The sequence below is a fragment of the Seonamhaeicola sp. MEBiC01930 genome (genome assembly GCF_045277075.1).
In the GTDB taxonomy this organism is placed as follows: Bacteria; Bacteroidota; Bacteroidia; order Flavobacteriales; family Flavobacteriaceae; genus Seonamhaeicola.
The window spans coordinates 1,212,781-1,224,870 of the sequence record NZ_CP104270.1 but is presented as its reverse complement, the minus strand read 5'-3'; the positions used below and the strand labels follow the sequence as shown (position 1 = coordinate 1,224,870).

The window sequence follows — 12,090 nt, the reverse complement described above, 5'->3', positions numbered from 1 at the left end:
GAGTAAATAGGGATTAATTTTGTAAAAGAAATATAATTTCCTAATCAAATTTTCTTTTAAATACAAGTGTCCCAAATCTAATTAATTCAATCGTTTTTATTTTAACGGTAGTTTAATAGGACATTTATTTTTGGTTGGTTAGAATGCCCGGATTTATTTCGGGCATTTTTTTATTATATTATTTAGAAAGTCTACTAAGCACATTTATTATATTTACAGTATGAAATTTCTTTTTGCTTTATGTCTTATAGTATCATTTAACTTATTTGCTCAAGACGCAAATTTGGCAATGGACTATTTTAAGAAGGGTGATTATGAAAAAGCACTTCATGAATATAAAAAACTGAATGCAAAAAGTCCGTCTAATACAAATTATATTAATCAGTTAATTGGTAGTTATCAGCAATTAGAACGTTATAACGAAGCTGAAGAATTTTTACTAAAGTTAACTTCTTACAAGGAATTTGCTCCTTACTTGGTTGAATTGGGCTTTAATTATCAGCTTAAAAATGATTTAGAAAACGCAAATCTTTGTTATAAGAAGGCACTTAATAATATTAGTTTAAGACCAACATTTGTTTTTGCAATAGCACGAGCTTTTCAAAAGCATTCACTTTTAAATGAAGCGGTTCTTGCTTATGAAAAGGCAATGAGTCTTAATTCTGATTTTAATTTTAATATCCAATTAGCGCAGTTGTATGGTGAACAAGGACATGTTGAAAAAATGTTTAATAGCTATTTGGATTTTGCACAGTATAATCCTGGAGTTTTGGGAGATATTAAACGAAGAATTAATGAGTTTTTGAGTGATAATGAGGAAGGTGAGAATAATATAATATTCAGAAAAATTTTATTAAAAAAATTACAGCAAGAGCCAAATTTGCTATGGAATCAAATGTTAAGCTGGTTATTTATTCAGCAAAAAGATTTGAAAAAAGCATTTGTTCAAGAAAAGGCCATATATAATAGGCAGCCCGAAAGCTTAAATAGAATACAAGAACTAGCAATTGTGGCGGTTGATGAAAATAAGAATGGCATTGCCAAAGAAATATTTAATTACCTTATTAATACAGCTCAAGATTTAGAGACAAAACTTAGCTCACATTATAATTTAATTCAGCTAGAAACTAAAGAATGCCCTAAAGAAGATTACCGCTTAATTGAAGAAAAGTATCAAAATCTTTTTGAAGAATTTGGGGCTTTTTCTCAAACCTTAGAATTACAAATTGCCTACGGTCATTTTTTAGCCTTCTATACGGATAAAACTAAAGAGGCTACAAAGTATTTAGAGAAAACATTGCAATTACCTTTATCAGAATTACAGAAAGCCCGTGTTAAGTTAGAACTTGGAGACATTCTTGTGTTACAGAAAAAATTTAATCAGGCACTTATTTATTATACACAAATTCAGCGTAACTTGAAGAATAGTACTATTTCTCAAGAAGCTAGGTTTAGAGTGGCTAAAACCAGTTATTATAAAGGTGATTTTCAATGGGCAGAATCACAACTCAATATTTTAAAATCCTCAACATCTCAACTTATTGCCAATGATGCGTTGTATTTAAAACTTCTTATAACAGATAATAAGTATGAAGACTCTTTACAAACTGCATTAAAGTTATATTCAAAGGCCGATTTGTTAGCTTTTCAAAATAAAACTAACGAAGCCATTTCTGTACTTACTAAAGTTTTAGAAGAACATAAAATGGAACCTATCGTAGCTCAAGCATTATATAAGCAGGCACTATTATACCAAGAAAAACATCAGTTGGAAAAAGCCAGTGAAAACTATAAAAAAATCATCTCAAATTTTAGAGATGGTATATTAGTAGATGATGCCTATTTTAATTTAGGGCTGTTATATGAGCAACAACTAGATCAACCAGATAAGGCTAAGGAATCATATGAGCAGATTATTTTTAATCATGCAGATAGTATTTTTTTCGTGGAAGCAAGGAAACGCTATAGAGCTTTAAGAGGTGATGCAATTAATTAATATATGATTGCAGAAACAAATCGTCTTATATTTGAAAAATTCACTTTGGAAGATGCCCCGTTTATAAAAACTTTGGTTAATACCCCTAATTGGTTGAAGTATATTGGAGATAGAAATATAAAAACTATAAAGGACGCCGAGGTATATATTCAGAATTCACATTTCAAAAGTTATATGACCATGGGGTTCGGTTTTTATAAAATGTTATTAAAAGAAGAAAAACTCAAACCAATTGGTTCTTGTGGTTTAGTTAAGCGAGATGAATTAGAATATGTAGATATTGGTTTTGCATTTCTTCCTGAGTATGAAGGTAAAGGATTTGGTTATGAATCATCAGTAGAAATTATAAAATTGGCCAAGGAAACTTTTAAGATTGATAAACTTCAGGCAATAACAGTATCTTATAATTTTAATTCAATTAAATTATTGGAGAAATTGGGTTTTACTTTTGAAAAAAGTATAAAACCTTTTGAAGATGACGAAGAACTCATGTTATTTGCAAAAACTTTAAGAGCATGATAATATACAACGTAACAGCAAATATTGATGAATCTATTCATGAGGAATGGTTAACATGGATTAGAGATCATATTCCGCAAGTTTTAGGAACAGGTAAATTTGACAAAGCTACATTAACAAGGGTGTTGGTTGAAGAAGATATGGGTGGTATAACGTATTCCATTCAGTATAGGGCATATTCAAGAGAAGCGCTTGATGCCTATTATAGAGAGGATGCCGAAAACTTGAGAGCTGATGCTTTAAAAAGATTTGCCGATAAAATGCTGGCTTTTAGAACAGAGTTAGAATTAATAGATGAGTATTTTGTAAATGTTAACCCTAATTAAAGGGAGAATTCTATTTTAATCATAATCTAGACCGTATGAAAATAAGAGAATTGGAAAGCGTAAATAGCCAAATTTTAGATGCTTTCACAAATTTAATTCCGATGCTCTCTCCTTCAAGTGCATTACCATCAAGAATAGATTTAGAAACTATTGTGAATTCCAACAATACAAAACTTTTTATTGCTGAAGAAGGAAATGCGATTATAGGAACTTTAACTTTGGTATTCAATAAAATACCTACCGGAGAAAAGGCATGGATAGAAGATGTGGTTGTAGATAATTCTGTAAGAGGTAAAGGCGTTGGCAAAAGTTTAACTCAATTTGCCATAGATTATGCCATTAAAAGAGGAATAGATAAAATTGATTTAACATCAAGCCCAGAGAGAATTGCTGCTAATAATTTATATCAAAAATTAGGTTTTAAAAAACGGGTTACCAATGTATATAGATACTTTAATAACAAATAAATTGAATCAATAACTTGTGGCTAGCAATTCAAATCAACATCAAGTAAAGGCAAAAAAACATTTAGGACAGCATTTCTTAAAAGATGAAAATATTGCTAGAAAAATTGGGGATACACTCACCTTGAGTGGTTATAAAAAGATTTTAGAAATTGGCCCTGGTATGGGTGTATTAACCAAATATCTTTTAGAAAAAGATGTTGAAACTTACGTCATTGAAATTGATACAGAATCGGTTGAATATCTTCAAGTTAATTATTTGAATTTGGCTCCAAGAATCATAGAACGAGATTTCTTAAAGTTTGATTTAACCAAAGTTTTTAATGAAGACCCCTTTGCTATAACCGGTAATTTCCCATATAACATATCAACTCAAATTGTATTTAAAACTTTAGAAATGCGTAATCAAATACCTGAGTTTACTGGTATGTTTCAAAAAGAAGTAGCGCAGCGTATTTGTTCAAAAGAAGGAAGCAAAGTTTATGGGATTCTCTCGGTATTGACCCAAGCATTTTATGATGCGGAGTATTTATTTACAGTGCCACCATCTGTTTTTAATCCACCTCCAAAAGTAGATTCTGGTGTTTTAAGATTAACCAGAAAAGAGGACTACACATTACCTTGTGACGAAAAATTATTCTTTAAAGTGGTAAAACAAGGGTTTCAACAACGCAGAAAAACACTTCGTAACAGTTTAAAAACATTCAATTTGTCAGATAATTTAAAAGCAAATAGTATATTTGGCAAGCGTCCAGAACAATTAAACGTTCAAGAGTTTATAGAACTTACGGCATTAATTGAAAACGATATTTAAATTTAATTGTCTTTGTCATTTAGACAGAGCTAAGCCACGAGAAATCTCATGCCTGAAGAAAAAGACAACATACAGTTTGAGTTAACCGATGAACTTATAGAGCGGGTTAAATTGCTTGTTGAAAATCAAGATAACAAGGAGTTACAAAAGCTTTTAAAGGAATTTCATTATGCTGATATAGCAGAGATTCTAGATGAACTTAATCTAGAAGACGCAATATATGTCATTAAACTTTTAGATTCTGAGACTACTTCAGATATATTGAAGGAGCTTGATGAAGATAATCGAGAGAAGGTTTTAAGAAACTTATCAGCCAAGGAGATTGCAGAAGAGGTTGAAGAATTGGATACCGATGATGCAGCAGATATAATCCAAGAACTTCCGGAAGAGCGCCAACATGAAGTAATTGCTAAAATTGAAGATGAAGAACATAAGGAGGAAATTAAAGAGCTTCTTACTTATGACGATGGTACTGCCGGGGCGCTTATGGCAAAGGAGTTAGTTAAAGTTTATGAAACTTGGACTGTTGCTGGTTGCTTACGAAGGATTAGAGGGCAGGCTGAAGAAGTTACAAGAGTACACTCCATTTATGTGGTTAATAAAGAAGAAAAACTTATTGGGCGCCTCTCTTTGAAAGATTTAATTGTAGCAAAAAATGATCAGAAGATAGCAGATATTTATATTTCGAATGTAGATTATGTTACGGTTGATGAAGAGGCTGAAGAAGTAGCCAAAGTTATGGCTAAGTATGATTTAGAGGCTATACCTGTTGTAGATCAAAGCAAAACACTACTGGGGAGAATTACCATTGATGATATTGTTGATTTGCTAAAGGAAGAAGCCGAAAAAGATTATCAATTAGCAGCTGGTATTACAGGTGATGTAGATTCAGATGATAGTATTATAGAGCTAACAAAAGCACGTTTGCCATGGTTGTTTTTGGGTTTAATAGGAGGTATTGGAGCTTTTTTAATCATGGGTAATTTCGAGGAACTTTTTGAAGAATATGTTGTTCTTTTCCTTTTTACTCCATTAATAGCAGCTATGGCGGGTAATGTTGGGGTTCAATCTAGTGCCATTATAGTTCAAGGATTAGCAAATGATGAGGTAAAGGGTAGTATTAATAAAAGGCTTTTTAAAGAAATGCTGTTGGCAACATTAAATGGTATTATACTAGCCATTTTTCTTTTCTTATTTGTATGGAGTTATAATGGAGACCTAAATAAAGCATTGGCCATTTCAATCTCATTGGTAGCAGTTATAATTATAGCTGGTTTAATAGGTACATTTGTACCATTGTTTTTAAATAAACGTGGTATTGATCCAGCCATTGCAACAGGACCATTTATTACCACTAGTAATGACATCTTAGGCATTTTACTCTATTTTTGGATTGCCAAAATGATTTTGGGAATTTAGTAAGGGTAAATTAGAAAATTAGTAGCGTTTATCAATAATGAAAATCCTTCACTTAGATACCAATCATAATTTATTAATTAATCAACTTAATGATTTAGGCTTTACTAATCATGAAGATTATACATCTTCAAAAGAAGCCATAATTAAAAGAATCCATGAGTATGATGGTTTTATAATTCGTAGTCGTTTTTCAATTGATAAAGCTTTTTTTGATGCTGCAACCAACCTAAAATTTATTGGTAGAGTTGGCGCAGGCTTAGAAAATATAGATTGTGAATATGCTATATCAAAAGGAGTTTATTTAATATCTGCTCCAGAAGGTAACCGTAATGCTGTTGGTGAACATGCGTTGGGCATGCTATTATCACTATTCAATAAATTAAATAAAGCAGATAAAGAAGTTTGTTCTGGTAAATGGTTGCGTGAAGAAAACAGAGGTATAGAATTAGATGGAAGAACAGTTGGTTTAATAGGCTATGGCAATATGGGAAAGGCTTTTGCAAAAAAACTAAGAGGTTTTGATGTAGAGGTTTTGTGTTATGATATTAAAGAAGGTGTAGATGATGAAAATGCTAAACAAGTAAGCTTATCAGAATTCCAGAAAAAAGTTGATGTAGTAAGTTTACATACACCACAAACACCTTTAACCTTAGGAATGGTAGATTCTAATTTTATTAGTGCGTTTAAAAAACCATTTTGGTTAATAAATACCGCTAGAGGGAAAAGTGTAATTACCAAAGATTTGGTTTCAGCTTTAAAAACGGGAAAAATTTTGGGAGCAGGACTTGACGTTTTAGAATACGAAAAGGCATCGTTTGAGAGCTTATTTACTTCAGAACTCCCAGAAGCATTTCAATATTTAATAGATGCTGAAAATGTAATTTTATCACCTCATGTTGCAGGCTGGACGGTAGAAAGTAAAGAAAAATTGGCTCAAACTATTGTAGACAAAATTAAAGGAAAATTTTGCTAAAGCTCATTTTTCTTAAACTTAAGAAAAGGATAGAGTTATCTTAATTTCATAAATTTATATTATAATTTATACGCTCCAAATAGCTTCGCCTACTTCTTAATTGTTAAACTAAAAATTTTCACAGCATGAAGTCTACAATTATAAAGTACGGAACCTATGGTTTTTTTGTAGGGCTTATTATTTTCATTATTCATTTAACTTTTGGCAAAAATTTAAGTTATGGCACAAATGCCATAATGGGCTATATAGCAATATGTATATCACTGTCTGCTGTGGTTTTTGGTTTAAAACATTACAGAGATAAAATAAATTATGGAAGTCTCACCTTAAGAAGAGCCATTATAATAGGAACATTAATATCCATAATAGTATCTCTTGGTATTGCCTTGGCAGATTTTATATATACTAAGTTTATAAACCCTGATTGGTTTGATAATTATTATAAAATGATGCGTGATGCAGGTAAAGAAGATGAGATAGTAGAAATGACAAGTTTCACCGCCGGGTTATTTATGCTATCTTTAGTAACTGTTATTGGATTTGTTATATCTTTAATTTCAGGTGTAATATTAAAACGTAAATAACTTGGTATGAGGTCAGAAGCAAAAACACCCAAGCAATACCTAGAAGAATTACCCGAAGAAAGAAAGGAGCCCATACTAAAATTAAGGCAACAAATTTTAGATAACCTTCCTAAAGGAATTGAAGAACAAATGGGATATGGCATGCTAGGGTATGTTATACCACATTCAGTATACCCTGACGGATATCACTGTACACCAAAACTACCATTACCTTTTATGAATTTGGCTTCGCAAAAGAATTTTATTGGGGTGTATAGTATGGTTATTTATGCCAAAAAAGAGTTGTATGATTGGTTTACTTCAGAATATGAAAAACGTTGTAAGTACAAGTTAGATATGGGTAAAAGTTGTATTCGTTTAAAGCGAATGGATGATATACCTTATGAACTTATTGGCGAATTAACTGCTAAAGTTGGTGCTGAAGAATGGATTGAGATTTATGAAAAATCCATAAAAAACAGAAAAAAATAGAAAAAAATGAGTCTGTTGATACAGCCTTTAAATATATAGCATTTGGCAATAACAGAAATTCTTCAATCATATAATTTATCATTATTTAAATGGATAGCTATTGGAATAGCTGCCTTTGTTTTAGGGGTATCTAAATCTGGAATAAAAGGTATAGGGATACTTATTATTTTAATTTTAGCGTTTGTTTTTGGTGAAAAAGCCTCTACAGGAATATTATTACCTATGCTTATTTCGGCTGATGTTTTAGCCGTGAGTTATTATAATAGGCATACGCAATGGAAATTTATTAGAATGTTGTTACCCTGGATGATTATTGGTGTATTAGTAGGTGTTTGGGTAGGAGATGCTATTTCAGAATTGGTATTTAAACGGGTTATGGCTGTAATAATTATTGGATCTATCTTAATAATGCTGTATTTAGAACGTAGATCATCAGGTAAAATACCAAGTAATAAATTGTTTTCTCATACTATGGGATTTTCTGCAGGTTTCACTACCATGATAGGTAATTTGGCGGGTCCTATTGCAAATATTTACTTTTTGGCAATGCGTTTACCAAAAAATGAATTTATTGGTACAGCGGCGTGGTTGTTTTTTATAATTAATGTATTTAAGTTACCCTTTCATTTCTTTGTTTGGGAAACGGTGAGTAAAGAATCTTTAGTATTAAATACAATCTTATTTCCAGCTGTAGCTATTGGTTTTTTTGCCGGAGCTAAAATTGTTAAACTAATCTCTAATACAGGTTATAGGCGTTTTATTATTATAGTTACAGCTATAGGTGGGTTAATAATGTTGTTTAGATAAGTCTTGTAACGAAATCAAAAAATGAGACACATATAATATAAAGTAAATTAAAATTTTTAATTTTATAGTATAACCAAAAATCAAATATAATGTCTGATGAAAAAAAATTAAGTGACGACCTAAATGATATGTTAGGAGACGCTAAGGAAGGGGCGAAAAAAGCAGCTGATAAAGCAGGAGAAATGGCGGGTGAAGCCAAAGAAAAAGCTAAAGAATTTGCTGAAGAAGCTAAAGAAGCTGCATCTGAGTTTGCCGATGATGCTAAGGAAGCATTTGATAAAGCTACAGGTGATAATAAAAAAGTCCTGGCTGGTGTTTTAGCTATTTTATTAGGAGCTTTAGGTGTGCATAAGTTTATTCTTGGATATAATAAGGAAGGAATTATTATGTTAATTGTAACCTTAGTTATTGGTGTTTTTACATGTGGAATTGGTGCTAGTTTAATGGGAATAATTGGTTTAATTGAAGGAATTATTTATTTAACAAAGTCTGACGAAGAATTTTATAATACGTATCAAGCAGGAAAAAAGTCTTGGTTCTAATAGTATAAAAAAGGTCAAAGTTTTAAAAACATTGATCTTTTTTTAAAATTTAATTAATCGTAATATTGCGATATTACGATTAATTTGTATATTTGTAGCGTAATTAGTAAAAATTATAGTTATGAAAACATTAGAATTATTTAAGGTATTAGAACAAAATGAAGATAAATCTTTATTGTTTGAATATGCACCCAATTTATTAGTTGGTGCTAATTACCATATTACAGAAGTTAAGCATACTAAAATAGATTCTGTTGATTGTGGCTCAAATAAAGACAGTTGGAACGAAACTATTATACAGTTGTGGGAAAGCCCTAATGAGCTTGGAAAAACAGAGTATATGTCGGTTTATAAGGCATTAGCAATTCTTAATAAAGTAGGAGAAATGAAGCCCTATGATTTTGATGCAGAGGTTAAGTTTGAGTACAGCAATGCTACTTTTCATAAAACGCAATTATTTATTAACGATTTTGAAATACAGGGTTCTAACATAATCTTTAAATTAGCCGTTGAAAAAACCGATTGTAAAGCAAAAGAAACTTGCGGAGTTACCTCTAAAGAACCTGTTTTATTAGATGATGAACCTTGTTGCTCACCAGACGGAAATTGTTGTTAAGAACTAAATTTGTCATTCCTGCGAAAGCAGGAATCCATAAAATAAATAATAAATTAAAAAGCAGATTCCTGGCCTTGCGGGAATGACACAAAGTATGAAGAATACCTCTATGTTTAACGCTGTATCTGGTGTAATAGATTCATTAGATATAACCGTTATTTCTGAAGAAAGAAGAGAAGTACTAGCACCTTTAGTAACGTATTTAAAAGAGAAGGTTAAAGCTAAAGAACCAATAAGGTTAAATTTTATATGCACTCATAATTCGCGTCGTAGTCATTTATCACAGATTTGGGCACAAACTATGGCTGCATATTTTAATATAGAAAAGGTGTCTTGTTATTCTGGTGGAACGGAGGCTACAGCAATGTTTCCTAAAGTTGGTGAAACATTAGTAAATCAAGGTTTTAGAATTGCTAAATTATCAGAAAGTAATAATCCGGTTTATAGTATTAAATATTCTGAAAATGATCCTGCAGTAATTGCTTTTTCAAAACAGTACGCTGATGATTTTAATCCGTCATCTCAATTTGCGGCCATTATGACCTGCTCTTCTGCTGATGAAGGCTGTCCTATGGTATTTGGTTGTGATAAACGTATTGCGGTAACGTATGAGGATCCTAAAATATCTGATGGAACCCCAGAACAAACAGAAACTTATTTTAATAGAAGTTTGGAAATAGCTAACGAAATGAAATATGTGTTTTCAAGTTTGAATTCTTAAGAGAAGTTTAATTATCCTTAGTTGAAAATTTACTTTCTAATTCTGCTTGAAACTCCTCCATTACAGGACGAACCGTGCTTTCGGGTAGGTCTGCAATTTTAATATACATTAAACCATCAACGGCATTATTAAATAGTGGGTCTACATTAAAAGCCACTAAACGCGCATTTTGTTTAATGTATTTTTTAAGCAGAACAGGGAGTCTTAAGGCTCCTGGTTCAATTTCATCTATGAATTTGTCAAATTTGTTTAAATCGGCTTCGGTTTCGTCAAAAACAAAATCTTTATCAGCATCTTTTAGTTTTACTTTAAATTCTTTTTTAGGGCGTACATATTGCGCCAAATAAGGGTCATAGTAATGTGATTTCATGAATTCAATCATCAAAGATTTTGAGAAGTTTGAAAACTGATTACTAATGCTAACACCACCAATTAAATAGTTGTGTTCAGGGTAACGTAGAGTAGTGTGAACAATACCTTTCCAAAGTAAAAATAGAGGCATAGGTTTTTGTTGGTAAGCCTTAATAATAAATGCACGCCCCATTTCAATAGACTCACTCATCATTTTATAAAGTTCTGGCTCAAACCTAAATAAGTCCTGCAGATAGAACCCATCAATACCATATCGGGCAAATATTTTAGAGCCTAGCCCCATACGGTAGGCGCCTGCAATGAGTTTACTTTGATTATCCCATAAAAACATATGGTGGTAATAGGTGTCAAAAGTATCTAAATCTATAGCTTCATTAGTACCTTCTCCCACTTCTCTAAAGGTAATTTCCCGTAAACGACCAATCTCTCTAAGTATGTTTGGTATTTTGTCTGCAGGAGCCAGATACACTTCGTAGTTTTTGCTTTCTAATAACCTACAGTCGGCATTTTTTAAAGCTTCAATCTCACTTTCCATCACTTTTGTCTCAATGGGTGTAACTATGCGTTTAGGTGGTTTTACTGTTTTTAATGTAGTTGGAATTTTATCAAGAATTTTTGATTTGTCCTCAAAACTGTTAGAAAGCATATAGGTTTTCTTTCTCATAAATTCTGAAAAATCACCTAGGTTTTGATATTCCTTTTGGTCCTTCACAGAAATGGGTTTGCCAATTCTAACTTTTATAGTTCTGCGTTTCTGAGTAAGTAATTCTGATGGCAGTTTAGCGGTTCTAAACGTATCACTAATTTTAGAAAGCTTGTAAAATAATTTGCTGTTTTTTGCATGAAAATATATAGGAACAACAGGAACTTCAGCCTTTTTAATCAACTTCATAGCAGCTTCTTCCCAAGGTTTATCAACTACCAATTTCCCGTCTCTATAAGTTGACACTTCACCTGCGGGAAATATACCTAAGGGATGCCCTTCACGTAAATGTAAAATAGAATTTTTAAACCCAGATATACTGGATGCTGCGTCTTTTCTATCTTCAAAAGGATTAACAGGCATTATGTATGGTTTTAAAGGCTCTATTCTATGCAATAAGAAATTTGCAATAATTTTAAAATCAGTGCGCTGTTCTAGCATTAATTTTAATAATAAAATCCCGTCTATACCTCCTAAAGGATGATTTGAAATCGTAATATAGGCACCGTCTTTCGGTAATCGTTTTAAATCTTCTTCAGGCATTTCAAACTTAATACTAAAGTCACCTAAAATTCCATTTAAAAAGTCAAGTTCACTTAAATGTTTATTTCTGTTGTAAATTTTATTAAGAGTAGATATTTTAAGAACTTTCATCAAAATCCAACCAATAAAAGTTCCAAGAAAGCCATACTTATTAAGCTGAATAGCTTTGGCTACTTCTTTAGCGGTAACTAGACCTGAATCTTGTTGTTTACTCATAGGG

The 12,090-nt window shown here is 31.7% G+C and carries 14 protein-coding genes; 13 read left to right on the top strand and 1 reads right to left on the bottom strand.

Going from position 1 to position 12,090, the window contains the following annotated elements:
• Positions 1-220: 220 nt before the first annotated feature.
• From N1F78_RS05325 to N1F78_RS05265, 13 genes are all read left to right on the top strand, one after another.
• A complete protein-coding gene (locus N1F78_RS05325; RefSeq protein WP_406685149.1) occupies positions 221-1,996 on the top strand; it encodes a tetratricopeptide repeat protein in 1,776 nt (591 codons plus the stop codon).
• A 3-nt stretch (positions 1,997-1,999) separates the two neighbouring features.
• Positions 2,000-2,515 carry a GNAT family N-acetyltransferase gene (locus N1F78_RS05320; protein ID WP_406685148.1) on the top strand — a complete coding sequence of 172 codons (516 nt, stop codon included), beginning with the start codon at positions 2,000-2,002 and terminating at the stop codon, positions 2,513-2,515.
• Positions 2,512-2,841, top strand: coding sequence for a DUF4286 family protein (locus N1F78_RS05315; protein ID WP_406685147.1), 330 nt, complete (start codon positions 2,512-2,514; stop codon positions 2,839-2,841). Before N1F78_RS05320 ends, N1F78_RS05315 begins: the two co-directional genes overlap by 4 nt.
• A gap of 35 nt (positions 2,842-2,876) precedes the next feature.
• Complete coding sequence (locus tag N1F78_RS05310; protein ID WP_406685146.1) at positions 2,877-3,308, top strand: GNAT family N-acetyltransferase; 432 nt, start codon at positions 2,877-2,879, stop codon at positions 3,306-3,308.
• A 16-nt stretch (positions 3,309-3,324) separates the two neighbouring features.
• Complete coding sequence (gene rsmA / locus N1F78_RS05305; protein WP_406685145.1) at positions 3,325-4,119, top strand: 16S rRNA (adenine(1518)-N(6)/adenine(1519)-N(6))-dimethyltransferase RsmA; 795 nt, start codon at positions 3,325-3,327, stop codon at positions 4,117-4,119.
• A 48-nt stretch (positions 4,120-4,167) separates the two neighbouring features.
• A complete protein-coding gene (gene mgtE / locus N1F78_RS05300; RefSeq protein WP_406685144.1) occupies positions 4,168-5,538 on the top strand; it encodes a magnesium transporter in 1,371 nt (456 codons plus the stop codon).
• 37 nt (positions 5,539-5,575) lie between these two features.
• A complete protein-coding gene (locus N1F78_RS05295) occupies positions 5,576-6,511 on the top strand; it encodes a 2-hydroxyacid dehydrogenase (RefSeq protein WP_406685143.1) in 936 nt (311 codons plus the stop codon).
• A 125-nt stretch (positions 6,512-6,636) separates the two neighbouring features.
• The gene (locus N1F78_RS05290) at positions 6,637-7,095 is read left to right on the top strand and encodes a DUF4199 domain-containing protein (RefSeq protein ID WP_406685142.1); all 459 of its coding nucleotides are present in this window, start codon (positions 6,637-6,639) and stop codon (positions 7,093-7,095) included.
• Between the two features lie 6 nt (positions 7,096-7,101).
• A complete protein-coding gene (locus tag N1F78_RS05285) occupies positions 7,102-7,566 on the top strand; it encodes a DUF1801 domain-containing protein (RefSeq protein ID WP_406685141.1) in 465 nt (154 codons plus the stop codon).
• 42 nt (positions 7,567-7,608) lie between these two features.
• A complete protein-coding gene (locus N1F78_RS05280; protein ID WP_406685140.1) occupies positions 7,609-8,373 on the top strand; it encodes a sulfite exporter TauE/SafE family protein in 765 nt (254 codons plus the stop codon).
• An 89-nt stretch (positions 8,374-8,462) separates the two neighbouring features.
• Entirely contained in the window at positions 8,463-8,915 is a 453-nt protein-coding gene (locus N1F78_RS05275) for a TM2 domain-containing protein (RefSeq protein WP_406685139.1), read from the top strand.
• Between the two features lie 121 nt (positions 8,916-9,036).
• Positions 9,037-9,531, top strand: coding sequence for a DUF6428 family protein (locus tag N1F78_RS05270; RefSeq protein WP_406685138.1), 495 nt, complete (start codon positions 9,037-9,039; stop codon positions 9,529-9,531).
• A gap of 94 nt (positions 9,532-9,625) precedes the next feature.
• The gene (locus N1F78_RS05265) at positions 9,626-10,252 is read left to right on the top strand and encodes a low molecular weight phosphatase family protein (protein ID WP_406685137.1); all 627 of its coding nucleotides are present in this window, start codon (positions 9,626-9,628) and stop codon (positions 10,250-10,252) included.
• Between the two features lie 7 nt (positions 10,253-10,259).
• Here N1F78_RS05265 and N1F78_RS05260 read toward each other — a convergent pair whose 3' ends face one another.
• Positions 10,260-12,086 (bottom strand): GNAT family N-acyltransferase, encoded by a 1,827-nt coding sequence (locus N1F78_RS05260; protein ID WP_406685136.1) that lies wholly within the window; start codon positions 12,084-12,086, stop codon positions 10,260-10,262.
• Between the last annotated feature and the right edge of the window lie 4 nt (positions 12,087-12,090).